The 15,347-nt window shown below is 70.6% G+C and carries 16 protein-coding genes; 8 read left to right on the plus strand and 8 right to left on the minus strand.

From position 1 onward, the window contains the following. Positions 1 to 232: 232 nt before the first annotated feature. Together ACFYOY_RS10875 and pknB are read left to right on the plus strand one after the other, a co-directional pair. The gene (locus tag ACFYOY_RS10875) at positions 233 to 691 is read left to right on the plus strand and encodes an SRPBCC domain-containing protein (RefSeq protein WP_351894543.1); all 459 of its coding nucleotides are present in this window, start codon (positions 233 to 235) and stop codon (positions 689 to 691) included. A gap of 87 nt (positions 692 to 778) precedes the next feature. Further along, positions 779 to 2,719: a Stk1 family PASTA domain-containing Ser/Thr kinase gene (gene pknB / locus ACFYOY_RS10880; RefSeq protein WP_351894540.1), complete on the plus strand. Its 1,941-nt coding sequence runs from the start codon at positions 779 to 781 to the stop codon at positions 2,717 to 2,719. Positions 2,720 to 2,809: 90 nt separating this feature from the next. On the opposite strand, the gene ACFYOY_RS10885 is transcribed toward pknB, so the two are convergent. Then, the gene (locus tag ACFYOY_RS10885; RefSeq protein WP_351894536.1) at positions 2,810 to 3,619 is read right to left on the minus strand and encodes a maleylpyruvate isomerase family mycothiol-dependent enzyme; all 810 of its coding nucleotides are present in this window, start codon (positions 3,617 to 3,619) and stop codon (positions 2,810 to 2,812) included. Positions 3,620 to 3,700: 81 nt separating this feature from the next. Here ACFYOY_RS10885 and ACFYOY_RS10890 point away from each other — a divergent pair, with 81 nt between their 5' ends. Both ACFYOY_RS10890 and ACFYOY_RS10895 read left to right on the plus strand, forming a co-directional pair. Further along, positions 3,701 to 4,585 (plus strand): deoxyribonuclease IV, encoded by an 885-nt coding sequence (locus ACFYOY_RS10890; RefSeq protein WP_351894532.1) that lies wholly within the window; start codon positions 3,701 to 3,703, stop codon positions 4,583 to 4,585. Between the two features lie 92 nt (positions 4,586 to 4,677). After that, complete coding sequence (locus tag ACFYOY_RS10895) at positions 4,678 to 5,181, plus strand: DUF4396 domain-containing protein (protein ID WP_351894529.1); 504 nt, start codon at positions 4,678 to 4,680, stop codon at positions 5,179 to 5,181. Between the two features lie 25 nt (positions 5,182 to 5,206). On the opposite strand, the gene ACFYOY_RS10900 is transcribed toward ACFYOY_RS10895, so the two are convergent. Further along, positions 5,207 to 5,830, minus strand: a complete 624-nt coding sequence (locus ACFYOY_RS10900) for a sulfite oxidase-like oxidoreductase (RefSeq protein WP_351894526.1) — start codon at positions 5,828 to 5,830, stop codon at positions 5,207 to 5,209. A 158-nt stretch (positions 5,831 to 5,988) separates the two neighbouring features. Here ACFYOY_RS10900 and bfr point away from each other — a divergent pair, with 158 nt between their 5' ends. Beyond that, positions 5,989 to 6,504 (plus strand): bacterioferritin, encoded by a 516-nt coding sequence (gene bfr / locus ACFYOY_RS10905; protein WP_351894523.1) that lies wholly within the window; start codon positions 5,989 to 5,991, stop codon positions 6,502 to 6,504. A gap of 28 nt (positions 6,505 to 6,532) precedes the next feature. Here the strand turns inward: bfr and ACFYOY_RS10910 are convergent, their stop codons facing one another. Then, positions 6,533 to 6,811: a (2Fe-2S)-binding protein gene (locus ACFYOY_RS10910; protein WP_351894521.1), complete on the minus strand. Its 279-nt coding sequence runs from the start codon at positions 6,809 to 6,811 to the stop codon at positions 6,533 to 6,535. Between the two features lie 140 nt (positions 6,812 to 6,951). Continuing rightward, positions 6,952 to 8,301, minus strand: coding sequence for a class II 3-deoxy-7-phosphoheptulonate synthase (locus ACFYOY_RS10915; protein ID WP_351894519.1), 1,350 nt, complete (start codon positions 8,299 to 8,301; stop codon positions 6,952 to 6,954). 168 nt (positions 8,302 to 8,469) lie between these two features. Here ACFYOY_RS10915 and ACFYOY_RS10920 point away from each other — a divergent pair, with 168 nt between their 5' ends. The 3 genes from ACFYOY_RS10920 to ACFYOY_RS10930 all read left to right on the plus strand — a co-directional run bounded on the left by ACFYOY_RS10920 (position 8,470) and on the right by ACFYOY_RS10930 (position 11,248). Further along, positions 8,470 to 9,057 (plus strand): Uma2 family endonuclease, encoded by a 588-nt coding sequence (locus ACFYOY_RS10920; protein ID WP_351894517.1) that lies wholly within the window; start codon positions 8,470 to 8,472, stop codon positions 9,055 to 9,057. A 34-nt stretch (positions 9,058 to 9,091) separates the two neighbouring features. Next, complete coding sequence (locus tag ACFYOY_RS10925) at positions 9,092 to 9,148, plus strand: trp operon leader peptide (protein WP_106516695.1); 57 nt, start codon at positions 9,092 to 9,094, stop codon at positions 9,146 to 9,148. Between the two features lie 93 nt (positions 9,149 to 9,241). Further along, complete coding sequence (locus tag ACFYOY_RS10930; RefSeq protein ID WP_351894514.1) at positions 9,242 to 11,248, plus strand: anthranilate synthase family protein; 2,007 nt, start codon at positions 9,242 to 9,244, stop codon at positions 11,246 to 11,248. 87 nt (positions 11,249 to 11,335) lie between these two features. Here the strand turns inward: ACFYOY_RS10930 and ACFYOY_RS10935 are convergent, their stop codons facing one another. From ACFYOY_RS10935 to ACFYOY_RS10950, 4 genes are all read right to left on the minus strand, one after another. Beyond that, entirely contained in the window at positions 11,336 to 12,364 is a 1,029-nt protein-coding gene (locus ACFYOY_RS10935) for a 6-phosphofructokinase (protein WP_388586097.1), read from the minus strand. Positions 12,365 to 12,543: 179 nt separating this feature from the next. Continuing rightward, on the minus strand, positions 12,544 to 13,224 hold the full coding sequence (locus tag ACFYOY_RS10940) for a response regulator transcription factor (protein ID WP_351894508.1): 681 nt from the start codon (positions 13,222 to 13,224) through the stop codon (positions 12,544 to 12,546). Continuing rightward, positions 13,221 to 14,456: a MacS family sensor histidine kinase gene (gene macS / locus ACFYOY_RS10945; RefSeq protein WP_388586295.1), complete on the minus strand. Its 1,236-nt coding sequence runs from the start codon at positions 14,454 to 14,456 to the stop codon at positions 13,221 to 13,223. Before macS ends, ACFYOY_RS10940 begins: the two co-directional genes overlap by 4 nt. Before the next feature lie 77 nt (positions 14,457 to 14,533). Continuing rightward, positions 14,534 to 15,259, minus strand: coding sequence for a 1-acyl-sn-glycerol-3-phosphate acyltransferase (locus ACFYOY_RS10950; RefSeq protein WP_059143424.1), 726 nt, complete (start codon positions 15,257 to 15,259; stop codon positions 14,534 to 14,536). Positions 15,260 to 15,347 lie beyond the last annotated feature (88 nt).

Below are 15,347 nucleotides of genomic sequence, written 5' to 3' on the forward strand. Positions count from 1 at the left end.
CTGCGCTGTCCGGACCCCGGCGTTCGGCCAGGCCCTGTCCGGGCACGACATCCGGCTGGACCCGCGTCCGAGCACGACATCCGGCTGGACCCGCGTCCCAGCCCGGCGTCCGGCCGGACCCGTCCAGGCTCAGCCCCCATCCAGGCCCCGCCCTCGGCCAACCGCTGTCCGGGCCCGGCGCGGGCCTCTACCGTGGATTGAGGGAGCAGCGCACAGCGCGGAGGTGGTCGCCGTGACCGTGACCGTGGACGACCGGATCGAGCGCGAGGTGTACGTACCGGCGCCGATCGACCGGGTGTGGCGGGTGCTGACGACGCCCGAGCACATCCGCGTCTGGTACGCCCCCGGCGGCTGCGAGATCGATCCGCACCCCGGTGGGAGGCTCCGGTTCCGGTGGGACGAACACGGAGAGTTCCACGGTCAGGTCGAGCGGGCGGTCCCCGACACGCTCTTCCGCTTCCGGCTGGCCCTGGAACCCGATCACGCGCCCTCGGACCCCGGGGAGGCGACCCTGGTGGAGTTCGCGCTCTCCCCCGAGGGGCGGGGCACCCGGCTGCGGCTGGCGGAGAGCGGTATCCGCGCCCTGGCCGTCCCCGACGACGCCAAGGCCAAGCACGCCGAGTACGCCACGCTGTCCTGGACCTCAGCGCTCGAGGAGCTGGCCGCGATCGCCGCCGCGTCGCACAACTGACCCGCCGGTGTCACCGTTCCGCTGCAGTACCCGCCTCACCTGGGGCGGCCGGTCATGGCTCATATCGATGCCTCGTAGACTTCCCCCGTGGATACGACCCTCCAGGACCCCCTCGTCGGGCAGGAGCTCGACGGCCGCTACCGCGTTGAGGCGCGGATCGCCGTTGGCGGGATGGCGACGGTCTACCGGGCCGTCGACACCCGGCTGGACCGTGTGCTCGCCCTGAAGGTGATGCACCAGAGCCTCGCCTCCGACGCCGCCTTCGTCGACCGCTTCATCCGTGAGGCGAAGTCCGTCGCGAGACTCGCGCACGCCAATGTGGTCGCCGTCTACGACCAGGGAGCAGACGGCGGCCACGTCTATCTGGCCATGGAATACGTCGCGGGCTGCACCCTGCGCGATGTGCTCCGCGGGCGGGGGGCGCTGCATCCGCGCGCCGCGCTGGACATCCTGGAGCCGGTGCTGGCCGCGCTCGGGGCGGCCCACCGCGCCGGTTTCGTCCACCGCGACATGAAGCCCGAGAACGTGCTGATCGGGGACGACGGCAGGGTCAAGGTCGCTGACTTCGGCCTGGTCCGGGCGGTGGACACCAACACCAGCGCCTCCACCGGCACCGTCCTCGGCACCGTGTCCTATCTCGCGCCCGAGCAGATCGAGCACGGCACGGCCGACCCGCGCGCCGATGTCTACGCCTGCGGTGTGGTGCTGTACGAGATGCTGACCGGCTCCAAGCCGCACGGCGGCAGCACCCCCGCGCAGGTCCTCTACCAGCATCTGAACGAGGACGTCCCGCCGCCGTCCGCCCTCGCACCCGGGGTCGCCCCCGAGCTGGACGCGCTGGTCGCCACGGCCACCGCGCGCGCGGCCGAGGGGCGCCCCGTCGACGCCGTCGCGCTGCTGAGCGCGACCCGCGCGGTGCGGGCCTCGCTGACCGACGACCAGCTGGACGCGGTGCCCCCGCAGGCCAGGGAGGACACCTCGGCCGGCGCCGAGAACCGTACGACGGTGATTCCGCGCCCGGCGGCCGCCGTCGACGACGAGCAGGAGTTGCTCAACCACACCAGCCGTCTGGAGCTGCCGCCGGAACCGCCCCGGCAGCAGGGGCATGACCGACGCGGCCGGGGCGGGATGTCGCGCCGCGGGATCGTGACGATCGTCGCCGCGGTGCTGCTCGCGATCGCCCTCGCCGCCGGTGTCTGGTACATCAGCGCCGGCCAGTTCACCGAGGTCCCGCCGGTGCTGCGGAAGACCCAGGCGGAGGCGGAGAAGAAGCTGCACGGCGCCGGGCTCGATGTGAAGGTCGTCAACGAGTTCAGCGATGTCATCCCCAAGGGCAAGGTCATCGGCTCCAAGCCCGGCCCGGGTGAGCGCGTCCGCGACACCGGCACCGTGACCATCCGGGTCTCCCAGGGGCCGCCGCGGGCCGAGGTGCCCAATGTGGTGGGCATGCCGCTGGCCGAGGCCAAGCGGAAGATCGCGGACCAGGGGCTGACGATCGGCAAGGTCATCCGCCGCTTCAGCAGTGAGACGGCCCAGGACTCGGTCCTCTCCACCAGCCCGGTCTCCGGCTCCGTGCGCCGCCCCGAGACGCCGGTGTCGATCGTGGTCAGCAAGGGCCAGCCGGTCGACATCCCGGACGTGGTGGGCGATTCGGTCGACGAGGCCCGGTCCGAGCTGGAGGACGAGGGCTTCAAGGTGAAGATCGCCGAGCGGCAGGTGTTCTCGGAGGAGGACAAGGGCTCGGTCGCCGAGCAGTCTCCCTCCGGAGAGGGAGACGAAGAGGGCGCCAAGGGCGACACGGTCACGCTGACCGTCTCCAAGGGCGTGCAGATGATCGAGGTGCCGGACGTCACGGGTATGACAGCCGACGACGCCAAGGCGCAGCTCGAGGAGGCCGGCTTCAAGGTGGACGTGGAGAAGGCGCTGCTGTTCCCCGGGGACAAGGTGCAGGACCAGTCGGTGGACGGCGGGGACGAGGCACCCAAGGGGAGCACGATCACCATCAAGATCAAGGGCGGGGTGTTCTAGGGCCCCTGCTTCTGAGGCCCTGCCCAGCGGCCTTGCGGCTGCCGGACGGTGAGCGCGATCCGTCCGGCAGCGGCCCCTGGCTCCAGCCGGTCAGCCGAAGCTGACCCGCTCCAGCCAGAAATCGAGCAGCTTCTCATCGCCCAGGATCTCGACGCCCGCGCTCCGGGCCGGGCGCCGCTTGTAGATGATCAGCAGCAGGTCGGTCAGCGGCCCGCGCACCGCGACCGCGGCCTTCTCATGCGCCCGCCGCCAGATGATCGCGTCGCCGGTGAGGTCGACCACCCACTCCGCCGCCACCTCCGGTGCGGTGTCGGTGGCGTGGAAGTGGAGGGTGCGGCCGGGCCCGAGCAGCTCGCGCATCCAAGGCTGGACCTCGAAGTGCATCGGCAGCGAGCCGAGCGCCATCCACTCGTCGATCCCGTCCAGGGCGACCTCCTGGTCAACGGTGTACTCCGCGCCGAGGGCCAGGACCGCGTCGGCCCGGTGGAGCGCCGTCTCATGGGTGAAGCGGCGGGCGTAGAAGTCCGCGCGCCCTCCGGCGATCTGCCCGAAGTCCGGTGCCGGGGTCCACAGCTCCGCGTCGGGCCCCGCCTCGCGCAGCGTTTCGGCCAGCAGCTCGGCGCCCTCGACCAGCCAGGGGGCGACCTCGGCGGCGTCCTCCTCCGCATATGGCGACAGATCGCGGAAGTGCTGGTCGGGCAGCGCGCCCGTGGCCCGGGTCCGCACCATCTCCTCGGCCCACCGATGGGTCCCGCCGAGATGACGCAGCAGCTGCCCGACGTTCCAGCCGGGGCAGGTGGGCACGGGGCGCGTCAGATCCGCGCCCTCGATCGAGCCCCGCAACAGCTGGGTCTGCGCGACGATCTCGGAGCAGCGACGGTCAAAGCTCAGCAGAGTCATGTACGTCACGGTAGAGGCGCCCACCGACAGCTGGGACAGGCCCGATCACGCGGGCCCTCCTCACCTGGGAACCTTGACCTTGTGAGTACGCATCGGATCCGCAATCCCATCGGTGGCCATGTCCGTGTGGCCGGTGGCCTCGCCACCGTCGGTCTGGCGCACGCCGCCGACATCGGCGCCGAGACCGTGCAGGTCTTCGTCGCCAATCCGCGTGGCTGGGCCACCCCGGCCGGTACGCCCGCCCAGGACGAGGCGTTCCGCGCCGCCTGCGCTGAGCGGTCCGTACCGGCGTATGTCCACGCCCCCTACTTGATCAACTTCGGTTCGCACACCGAGGCCACGGCCGACCGCTCCGTGGAATCCCTGCGCCATTCGCTCCGGCGCGGCCGGGAGATCGGTGCGCTCGGCGTCGTCGTCCACACCGGCTCCGCGACCGGGGGACGCGCGCGGGCCACCGCGATCGCGCAGGTGCGGGAGCGAGTGCTGCCGCTGCTGGACGAGCTGACCCGGGACGACGACCCCTGGCTGCTGCTGGAGCCGACCGCCGGGCAGGGCACCTCGCTGTGCGCGCTGGTGGAGGACCTGGGCCCGTACGTCGAGGCGCTCGACCGGCATCCCCGGCTCGGTGTCTGCCTGGACACCTGCCATGTGTTCGCGGCCGGCCATGACCTCGCTGCCCCGGGCGGTATGAAGCAGACCCTGGACGAGCTGGTGGCCGTCGCCGGCGAGGGGCGGCTCAAGCTGATCCACGCCAATGACTCGAAGGACGTGGTCGGCGCCCACAAGGACCGGCACGCGAACATCGGCGCCGGGCACATCGGGGCGGAGCCGTTCCGCGAGCTGTTCAGCCACCCCGCGACGGACGGGGTGCCGCTGGTGATCGAGACGCCGGGCGGACCGGATGGTACGGAGGGGCATGCGGCGGATGTGGCCCGGCTGAAGGAGTTGCGCGCCGGGGCGGCCTAAGAAAAGTCCGACCCCAGGAATACCCCTAGGGGGTATAGCGTTGGACGGGATCGACCGATCACCGATCACCGATCACCGCTGGGGGTAGGGACATGCAGCAGCATGAGCACACGCGGAGCGGACCTCACGAGCGCCATGGACGCCATGAGCACCGTAAGGGCGCGACGAGTTGGCCGATGGCCGCCCAGGCCACCCTGCACTGCCTCACCGGCTGTGCCATCGGCGAGATCGCGGGCATGGTCATCGGCACGGCCCTGGCCTGGCATAACGTCCCGACCATGATCTTGGCGATCGCGCTCGCCTTCGTCTTCGGCTACTCCCTGACCATGCGGGGTGTGCTGCGGGCGGGGCTCGATGTGCGCAGCGCGCTGCGGGTGGCCCTGGCGGCCGACACCGTATCGATCACGATCATGGAGCTGGCCGACAACGGAACGATCGCCCTCTTCCCCGACGCGATGGACGCGACGCTGTCGGACGCGCTCTTCTGGCTCAGCCTGGCCCTGTCGTTCGTGGTGGCGTTCCTGCTCACCACGCCGGTCAACAAGTGGATGATCGCGCGGGGCAAGGGGCATGCGGTGGTCCACCAGTACCACTGACCGCGAAGCACAGCGGCGCCGTCAACTAGAACTCCGGGCCGTCGCCCGGCCCCTCCTGGTAGGAGTAACGCTGCTCCGTCCACGGGTCGCCGAGGTTGTGGTAGCCGCGCTCCTCCCAGAAGCCGCGACGGTCGGCGGTCATGTACTCCACGCCGCGCACCCATTTCGGGCCCTTCCAGGCATAGAGATGGGGCACCACCAGCCGCACCGGAAAACCGTGCTCGGCGGTGAGCAGCTCCCCGTCCTTGTGCGTCGCGAAAATCGTGGTCTCCGCCATGAAGTCCGTCAGGCGCAGATTCGAGCTGAAGCCGTATTCCGCCCATACCATCACGTGGGTGACATCGGGCGCCGGCGGCGCGAGCCCCACGATCTCCAGGGCGGAAACCCCGCCCCATTCGGCGCCGAGCATGCTGAATTTGGTGACGCAGTGCAGATCGGCCACGACCGTCGAGTACGGCAGCGCCGAAAACTCTTCATGCGTCCAGCAGTGCTTATCGCCGTCCGCCGTGGCGCCGAAGACCCGGAACTCCCATCGCTCCGGCCTGAACTTCGGGACCGGCCCATAGTGCGTAACCGGCCAACCGCGCTGCAGTCGCTGCCCAGGGGGCAGCTTCGCGAGCTCCCCCTCGCGGCTTTCCGACTGACCCATGGGCTCCATGGTCTCAGACCGCCGGGGGTGGTCGTGACCAGGGCATCAGGGACGGGCACAACTCGTACTAAGCGTGCACTTACTGGACGCCCCAACAGGCGCGGTGACACGATGCGCGGAACCTGCCGTTCCCGATCGGATTGGAAGGAGCCCCTCCGATGCAGGGTGACCCCGAGGTCCTCGAGTTCCTCAACGAGCAGTTGACCGGCGAGCTGACCGCGATCAATCAGTACTTTCTGCACTCCAAGATGCAGGACCACTTTGGCTGGACTCGGCTTGCCAAATACACCCGGTCGGAGTCTTTCGATGAGATGAAGCATGCGGAGCTTCTCACCGACCGGATCCTCCTCCTGGATGGCCTGCCCAATTACCAGCGGCTCTTCCATGTCCGGGTGGGCCAGACGGCGACCGAGATGTTCCAGGCCGACCGGCAGGTGGAGGTCGAGGCGATCGACCGCCTCAAGCGGGGCATCGAGCTGATGCGGTCCAAGGGCGACATCACCTCGGCCAATCTCTTCGAGTACATCCTCGCCGACGAGGAACTCCACATCGACTATCTCGACACCCAACTCGAGCTGATCGAGAAGCTCGGTGAGGCCCTCTACATCGCCCAGCAGATCGAGCAGCCCAGCGACGATCACAGCGGGGGCAACTACTCCGGGAAGGGCCACTGAGCCCGGAGCGACCGGGCCGGGCCGCCGGTCAGGCCGCCTCGGCCGCCGTCGGTGCCGGGACGGAAGTGGCAGCGACAGCCGTCGCCGCGGTCGTCGTCGCCGCGGCCGTCGTCAGCACGACCGGATCCAGCGCCTCGCGCCGGGGGCACGCACCGCGACCCAGCAGCGCCTGGATCTTCCGCACGCACGATCCGCAGTCCGTACCCGCCTTGCAGGCACCGGCGATCTGGCGCGGGGTGCACGCGCCCGTTTCCGCGTGCTGACGCACCTGCTGCTCGGTGATGCCGAAGCATGAGCAGACGTACACGGGCTCTCTCCAGCGATGACGTTGATCAGTGAGGTAACCCTTACCTTACCTGCCGCATCGGAGCCCCACAACGGACAAGGGGCGCGGATCGTTGTGATCCGCGCCCCACCTGCGTCTTTATGATCTCTACCGGAAGACCCTCACTGGTCCCGGTACATCTCCGCCACCAGGAACGCCAGGTCCAGCGACTGGCTGCGGTTGAGCCGCGGGTCGCACGCCGTCTCGTAGCGCTGGTGCAGATCGTCGACGAAGATCTCGTCGCCGCCGCCCACGCACTCGGTGACATCGTCGCCGGTCAGCTCCACATGGATGCCGCCCGGATGGGTGCCGAGCTCCTTGTGGACCTCGAAGAAGCCCTTGACCTCGTCCAGCACATCGTCGAAGCGGCGGGTCTTGTGCCCGGAGGCCGCCTCGAAGGTGTTGCCGTGCATCGGGTCGCAGACCCAGACGACCTGCGCACCGGAGGCGGTCACCTTCTCCACCAGGTTGGGCAGCTTGTCGCGGACCTTGTCCGCGCCCATCCGGGTGATGAAGGTCAGTCGGCCGGGCTCGCGGTCCGGGTCGATCCGCTCGATCAGCGACAGCGCCTCTTCCGGCGTGGTCGTCGGGCCCAGCTTCACGCCCACCGGGTTGCGGACCTTCGAGGCGAACTCGATATGCGCCCCGTCCAGCTGCCGGGTGCGCTCACCGATCCAGACCATGTGCCCGGACACGTCGTACAGTTCACCGGTGCGCGAGTCGGTACGGGTCAGCGCCGTCTCGTAGTCCAGGATCAGCGCCTCGTGCGAGGAGAAGAACTCGACGGTCTTGAACTCCTCCGGGTCCACCCCGCAGGCGTTCATGAAGGCCAGGGCCCGGTCGATCTCGCGTGCCAGCGCCTCGTAGCGCTGGCCCGACGGCGACGACTTCACGAAGTCCTGGTTCCAGGCGTGCACCTGGCGCAGGTCGGCGTAGCCACCGGTAGTGAAGGCACGCACCAGGTTCAGGGTCGAGGCCGACGCCTGGTACATCCGCTTCAGCCGCTGCGGATCCGGGATCCGCGCCTCGGGGGTGAACTCGAATCCATTGACGGAGTCGCCACGGTATGTGGGCAGGGTCACCCCGTCGCGGGTCTCGGTCGGCTTCGAGCGCGGCTTGCTGTACTGCCCGGCGATCCGGCCCACCTTCACCACCGGGACGGATCCGGCATAGGTCAGCACGGCGCCCATCTGCAGGAGCGTCTTCAGCTTGTTACGGATCTGGTCGGCGCCCACGCCGTCGAATGCCTCGGCGCAGTCCCCGCCCTGCAGCAAAAACGCCTCGCCCCGCGCCACGGCCCCCAGGCGGTGCCGCAGCGCGTCGCACTCGCCCGCGAAGACGAGCGGCGGATAGGACTCAAGCTCAGCGATCACATCGCGCAGAGCCGCTCGGTCCGGCCAGTCGGGCTGCTGCGCCGCGGGAAGAGACTGCCAGGTGTGGCCACCGGCGTGGGATTCAGCGTTCACGGTCACCCGCACAAGGTTACGGGGTCTCCACGGCCGCCCAGCTCGTTGCCCACAGGGTGAGACATCTTCCACCACGCCATGGACGCGCCCGCCACATCCGAGAACATCGGCTCGGCCGCCGGGATCGGCCAACTCCGGCCCCGCGATACCTCTCCCGCCGCGTACTCTTGCCCCATGAGTGCCGAGCCGCTGCCCGACTGGCTGATCCCGCCGCCTGGCGGCTTCACCGCCGAGGATCTTCTGCGGCTGCCCGGACTTCCGCCACACACCGAGCTCATCGACGGGAGCCTCGTCTTCGTGAGCCCGCAGCAAAAATGGCACAGCCGGGTGATCAATCTGCTGGTCAGGGAGCTGGACCAGCAGGCCCCGGACGGTCTGCGGGCCGATCGTGAGATGACCGTGCGCCTCGCCAAGCGCCAGGCTCCCGAGCCGGACGTCATCGTGGTGACCCGTGAGGCGTACGAGCGCGACGAGCCATCCACGTTCTACCTGCCGGAAGACGTCGTGCTGACTGTCGAAGCCGTGTCGCCGGACTCGGAGGAGCGGGACCGCGACACCAAGCCACGGAAGTACGCGAAGGCCGGCATCCGCCACTACTGGCGGGTGGAGAACGACGAGGGCCGCACCGTCGTCTACACCTACGAGCGCGACCCGGCCACGGAGTCCTTCTCCCTGACCGGAATCCACCACGACAAGCTCGCGATCACAGCGCCCTTCACGGTGGACATCGACCTCACCACCATCGGCAGGCGCTCCGGCTGACCCCATGTCCCGCCGCTGAGGTAAAGTCCACTGCATGTTCGCGCGACTGACCATGACCTGGTGGTGGACCGCTCATCCGGCGGCCCACTGAATCGCGCACTCCCAAGATCTCGCGAAGGCCGCCCGAGGGGCGGCCTTCGGCGTTTCCGCGGGTCGTTCCTCATTCCGGAAGGAACCATCCGCCATGCAGAACACCGCTGAGGCCGTCGTCGCCCGGCTGCTCGCCGACGACGCGCCGCCCTTCGCCCTGCTGCACCGACGCACCCCGGGCCGGGCACCCGACACCGTCGAGGTGCTGCTCGGCCCGGTCGGCGAGGTGGAGCGGCTGGCCGACATCCCGCTGCCGACCGGCGCGCCGAAGGACGGCGCGCCGGTGGCGGACGCCCTCGCGCTGGTGCCGTTCCGGCAGATCCGCGAGCGGGGGTTCGAGGTGCGCGACGACGGGACGCCGCTGGCCGTGCTGCGCCCCCGGGAGAGCTACGAGCTGCCGCTGGCCGAGGCGCTGGAGGCGCTGCCCGCGCACCGGGTGCGGGTCGAGGACGGGGCGTTCGACGTGGACGACGACGCGTACGCGTCCATCGTGAGCCGGGTCCTCGAGGACGAGATCGGCACCGGCGAGGGCGCCAACTTCGTCATCCGGCGGACGTTCCGGGGCGAGATCCCGGGCTTCGGCAGCAGCGACGCGCTCGCGCTCTTCCGGCGGCTGCTGGCCGGTGAGCGGGGCGCCTACTGGACGTATGTGGTGCGGCTGGCGGACGGGCGGACGCTGGTGGGCGCCAGCCCCGAGGTGCATGTGCGGATGACGGGAGGGAGGGGCGACGAAGCGCTCTCGCTTGAGGGTGGTGGTGGGCGACGGGCGGGCACGGTCGTGATGAACCCGATCAGCGGGACATACCGCTACCCCGAGAGCGGGGCGAGCGCGGAGGGGCTGCTGGAGTTCCTGCACGACCGCAAGGAGGTGGAGGAGCTGTCCATGGTCGTGGACGAGGAGCTGAAGATGATGTGCACCGTCGGCGACATGGGCGGGACGGTGATCGGGCCCCGGCTCAGGGAGATGGCGCATCTCGCGCACACCGAGTACGAGCTGCGCGGCCGCTCCTCGCTCGACGTCCGGGAGGTGCTCCGCGAGACGATGTTCGCCGCGACGGTCACCGGGTCGCCGGTACAGAACGCCTGCCGGGTGATCGAGCGCTACGAGCCCCTCGGGCCGGACGGCGCCGGACGCGGCTACTACGCCGGGGCACTCGCGCTGATCGGACGGGACGGCGGCGGCGCGCAGACCCTGGACTCGCCGATCCTGATCCGCACCGCCGACATCGACCGCGGGGGATCGCTGAAGGTGGCGGTCGGCGCGACGCTCGTCCGCCACTCCGACCCGCGCGGCGAAGTCGCCGAGACGCACGCCAAGGCGGCCGGGGTGCTGACGGCTCTGGGCGTGCGGCCGGCGCCCGTACGGCCACAGGGGCAGGGCCCGCGACCGCGGCTCGCGGACGATCCGCGGGTGCGGGCGGCGCTGGACGCGCGGCGGGCGGATCTGGCGCCGTTCTGGCTGCGGATGCAGCAGACCCCGTCGTCGGCGGATGAGCCGCTGGCCGGGGGGCTGTCCGGGCATGCCCTGGTGATCGACGCCGAGGACACGTTCACCGCGATGCTCGCGCATCTGCTGCGCACCTCGGGGCTGACCGTGACCGTGCGGCGGTACGACGAGCCAGGGGTGCGGGAGGCGGCACTGGCGCATCAGGGTCCCGTGGTGCTCGGCCCGGGGCCGGGCGACCCCGGCGATGCGGCCGACCCCAAGATGCGGTTCCTGCGGGCGCTGACCGCCGAGCTGGTGGCCGGGCACCGGCACGGGCTGCTGGGGGTGTGCCTGGGGAACGAGCTGATCGCGACCGAGCTGGGGCTGGAGATCGTGCGCAAGGACGTGCCGTTCCAGGGCGCGCAGGAGCGGATCGACTTCTTCGGACGCGAGGAGACCGTCGGCTTCTACAACACCTTCACGGCGCGCTGCGACGAGGCGGCGGAGACGGAGCTGGCGATGCACCGCGTGGAGCTGAGCCGGGACCCGGTGACCGGCGACGTGCACGCACTGCGCGGACCGGGCTTCGCCGGTGTGCAGTTCCACCCGGAGTCGGTGCTGTCCCGCAACGGGGCGGCGCTGGTGGCGGAGCTGCTGGCGGCCGTGCTGGTCTGAAGGGCCCACCGGCCCGCAGGGCGGCATGACGATGGGCCGGGCGCGGTGAACGCGCCCGGCCCATCGCCGTACTGCACCCAGACGGCCTCAGCCGAAGAAGACCTCGGCCTCGGCGTAGAGCGAGGGATCGACGGTCTTGAGCCGTGCGGTCGCCTCGGCAAGCGGAACCCGGACGATGTCGGTGCCGCGCAGCGCCACCATCTTCCCGAAGTCCTCGTCCCGCACCGCGTCGATGGCGTGCAGCCCGAAGCGGGTGGCCAGCCAGCGGTCGAAGGCGCTGGGCGTGCCCCCGCGCTGGACATGGCCGAGGACGGTGGTGCGGGCCTCCTTGCCGGTGCGCTTCTCGATCTCCTTGGCCAGCCACTCGCCGACCCCGGAGAGCCGGACATGGCCGAAGGAGTCCATCGAGTCGTCCTTGAGGACCGCGTCGCCGTCCCTGGGCATCGCGCCCTCGGCGATGACCACGATGGGGGCGTAGCGGATCTTGAAACGGGAATCGACCCAGGCACAGACCTGGTCGACGTCGAAGCGCTGCTCGGGGAGAAGGATGGCATTGGCGCCGCCGGCCAGCCCCGAGTGCAGGGCGATCCATCCGGCGTGACGGCCCATCACCTCGACGACGAGCACGCGCATATGCGATTCGGCGGTGGTGTGGAGCCGGTCGATGGCCTCGGTGGCGATGTTGACGGCGGTGTCGAAGCCGAAGGTGTAGTCGGTGGCGGACAGGTCGTTGTCGATGGTCTTGGGGACGCCGACGCAGCGGATCCCGTAGTCGCCGGAGAGCCGGGCGGCGACGCCGAGGGTGTCCTCGCCGCCGATCGCGATCAGCGCGTCGACCTCCTGCTTGACCAGGGTCTCCTTGACCCGCCGGATGCCGTCCTCGCTCTTGAGGGGGTTGGTGCGGGAGGAGCCGAGGATGGTGCCGCCGCGCGGCAGGATGCCGCGCACCGCGCGGATGTCGAGGGGAACGGTGTCGTTCTCGAGAGGGCCTCGCCAGCCGTCCCGGAAGCCGATGAAGTCATAGCCGTATTCCTGTACGCCCTTGCGCACGACGGCGCGGATGACCGCGTTGAGCCCGGGGCAGTCACCGCCGCCGGTCAGCACTCCGACCCGCATCGTTTCTTCCCTTCTCCCATGGAATCCCGTGATTGGGCCCGGTACGGAGAGCCACGCTAACGGTGATCCAGGTCACACGGGATGGGGCGTGAGTCGATTCCCGTGCGAATCAAGGGAGTTGGTTTTGAACTTCACCCGTACGAGGGGTGAGGCCGTGTCAGGGCCTCAGCCGGTCGGCCTCAGGCGTCGTCCAGACCGCGCTCGATGGCGTAACGGACCAGCTCCACGCGGTTGTGCAGCTGGAGTTTGCCGAGGGTGTTCTGGACGTGGTTCTGCACCGTGCGATGCGAGATGACCAGCCGCTCGGCGATCTGCTTGTACGACAGCCCCTTGGCCACCAGCCGCAGCACCTCCGTCTCACGCTCGGTGAGCTGGGGGACGGCCGGCTGGTCGGCGGCGGTGGGGGCGGGCTCGCCCGCGAGCCGCCGGTACTCGCCGAGCACCAGGCCCGCGAGGCCGGGCGTGAACACCGGGTCGCCGGCCGCCGTACGGCGCACCGCGTCCAGCAGTTCCTCGGTGCTGGCCGACTTCAGCAGATAGCCGGTGGCCCCGGACTTGACCGCCTCCAGGACGTCCCCGTGCTCACCGCTCGCGGAGAGCACCAGCACCCGCAGCTCGGGGCGGTCGGCGAGGACCTCCTTGCACACCTCGACCCCGGGCAGCCCGGGCAGGTTGAGGTCGAGCACCAGGACGTCGGGCCCGGCGGCCTTGGCCCGGCGGACCGCCTGCGGACCGTCGCCGGCCGTGGCCACCACGTCGAACCCGGCCTCGGCCAGGTCCCGGGCCACCGCGTCGCGCCACATCGGATGGTCGTCGACCACCATCACCGCCATCGGGCGGCCGTCGTGCTGAGCGGTCATCGTGCCGCTTCCCCCCTTGCCTTCGCCTTCTTCGCAGGCGCCTTCGGAACCGTCAACTCCACCTCGGTGCCCTGCCCCGGCGCCGAGATCCACGCGGCGGTGCCGCCGAGGTCGCGCAGCCGTCCCCGGATCGACAGGGCCACCCCCAGGCGGCCCTCCGCCTCCGCGTCCGCCAGCCGCCCCTCGGGGATACCGGGGCCGTCGTCCCGTACGGTCACCATCACCGCGTCCGGCTCGTCCTCCAGCAGGATCCAGGCGTGGGCGTCCTCCCCGGCGTGGACCCGTACGTTGTCCAGCGCGGCGCCCACGGCGGCGGCCAACTCCCCGGCGACGCCCGCCGGGAGAAGCACCGGGGCGCCCGGTTCGGAAAAGGTGACCCGGGAGCCGGCGTGCGGTGCCAGCAGGGCCCGCAGATCGCAGAGTCCGCCGTCGGAGCGCTCGGGGCCGGGCGGACAGGGCGGGGCGGATGGGCCCGCCGCGTCCGTCGGGTCGCCCGGGCCGGGGGCGGCGTCCGCCCCGCGCGGCGGGGTCACCAGACCGGTGGAGACCAGGGTGCGCAGCGCGATCTCCTGCTCCCCCGCCATCCGGCCCAGTTCGGCCGCCTCGCCGCCGATCGCGGCGCCGCGCCGCTGCACCATGGCGAGCACCTGGAGGACGCTGTCGTGGATGTCGCGGGCCAGCCGCTCCCGCTCCCGGGTCGCGGCCTCGATGCGCAGCGCCCGCGCGAGGGTGCGCTCACTGGCGCGGGCCACCTCGACGACGTAGCCGATGGCCACGCTCGCCACCCACACCAGCATCAGCATATGGACGGTGTCCTGGGCGAATCCGCCGCGCTCGATCACATTGGCGGCGCAGACCACGGTGGAGGCCGAGGCGCCCCAGCGCCAGCCGCCCTTGATCGCGAAGCCGAGGACCGCACCCATCGTCCATATCGAGGGCAGGGTGGGCGTGCCCTCGACGATCCGGTCGTGGGTGTCCACGAGCGGAGTGAGCAGAATGCCGGTCACCGCGATGCCGAGGTCGCCGACGAGGAACTGCCGGCTGCAGCGCTCGGCCGAGGAGACCATCCGGAAGGTGAGCGCCGTCCACAGCGTGAGCACCGCCAGATAGACGACGGCGCCGAGCGGATGGTCGTAGTCGTCGAAGGAGTAGACGCACAGGCCGAGCGCGTAGAGCAGGGTGAGCACCCGGTAGGCGGTCAGCGCCTGCCACAGCGGCTGCTCGACGGACATCCGCACCACGCGCTCGCCCCCGGCGCGCTCACCTCTGGACTGCTCCGTCAACGTCCCCCACCCCCGGTGCGGCGCGGCTAGGCGCCGGACTTGTGTTTGTCCTTCTCCTTCTCGGCCGCCTTACGGGCCGCCTCGGCATCCGCGATCTGCCGCTTGGCGGCGGTCGCGTAGACGTCCACGTACTCCTGGCCGGAGAGCTTCATGATCTCGTACATGACCTCGTCGGTCACCGAGCGCAGGATGAAGCGGTCGCCGTCCATGCCGTGGTAGCGGCTGAAGTCCAGCGGCTTGCCGATCCGGATGCCGGGCCGCATCAGCTTGGGCATGACCTTGCCGGGGGGCTGGATCTTCTCGGTGTCGATCATCGCCACGGGGAGCACCGGCGCACCGGTCGCGAGCGCGACCCGGGCCAGCCCGCCCGGCTTGCCCCGGTAGAGCCGTCCATCCGGCGAGCGGGTGCCCTCGGGGTAGATGCCGAAGAGCTCACCCCGCTTGATCACCTCGATGCCCGCCTTGATGGCCGCCTCGCCCGCGCCGCGCGAACCCGAGCGGTCCACCGGGAGTTGGCCGACGCCCTTGAAGAAGGCCGCCGTGAGCCGCCCCTTGACCCCGGGGGTGGTGAAGTACTCCTGCTTGGCGATGAAGGTGACCTTCCGGTCGAGCATCGCGGGCAGGAAGAAGGAATCGGAGAAGGAGAGGTGGTTGCTCGCGAGGATGGCCGGCCCCTCGGCGGGGACGTTCTCCAACCCCTCGACCCAGGGCCGGAAGGTGAGCTTCAACGCGCCACCCACCGACAGCTTCATAGCGCCGTAGAACAACCGGGACCTCCTGTATCCGACGAGGAGACCTTAACCTGCCTACCCCGTGTGCGGCGCGCCGCGTACGCTGAGG

Origin of the sequence: Streptomyces sp. NPDC007875 (assembly GCF_042868035.1) — a bacterium.
Taxonomy (GTDB): domain Bacteria; phylum Actinomycetota; class Actinomycetes; order Streptomycetales; family Streptomycetaceae; genus Streptomyces; species Streptomyces antimycoticus.

Bases quoted from the DNA above. Each gene is read 5' to 3' on its own strand.
- ACFYOY_RS10940 (WP_351894508.1), bottom strand. From the start codon at position 13,224: ATGACCGCTCAGCACGACGGCCGCCCGATGGCGGTGATGGTGGTCGAC.
- ACFYOY_RS10895 (WP_351894529.1), top strand. From the start codon at position 4,678: ATGCAGCAGCATGAGCACACGCGGAGCGGACCTCACGAGCGCCATGGA.
- bfr (WP_351894523.1), top strand. From the start codon at position 5,989: ATGCAGGGTGACCCCGAGGTCCTCGAGTTCCTCAACGAGCAGTTGACC.
- ACFYOY_RS10930 (WP_351894514.1), top strand. From the start codon at position 9,242: ATGCAGAACACCGCTGAGGCCGTCGTCGCCCGGCTGCTCGCCGACGAC.
- ACFYOY_RS10920 (WP_351894517.1), top strand. From the start codon at position 8,470: ATGAGTGCCGAGCCGCTGCCCGACTGGCTGATCCCGCCGCCTGGCGGC.
- ACFYOY_RS10900 (WP_351894526.1), bottom strand. From the start codon at position 5,830: ATGGGTCAGTCGGAAAGCCGCGAGGGGGAGCTCGCGAAGCTGCCCCCT.
- ACFYOY_RS10885 (WP_351894536.1), bottom strand. From the start codon at position 3,619: ATGACTCTGCTGAGCTTTGACCGTCGCTGCTCCGAGATCGTCGCGCAG.
- macS (WP_388586295.1), bottom strand. From the start codon at position 14,456: ATGTCCGTCGAGCAGCCGCTGTGGCAGGCGCTGACCGCCTACCGGGTG.
- ACFYOY_RS10950 (WP_059143424.1), bottom strand. From the start codon at position 15,259: ATGAAGCTGTCGGTGGGTGGCGCGTTGAAGCTCACCTTCCGGCCCTGG.
- ACFYOY_RS10935 (WP_388586097.1), bottom strand. From the start codon at position 12,364: ATGCGGGTCGGAGTGCTGACCGGCGGCGGTGACTGCCCCGGGCTCAAC.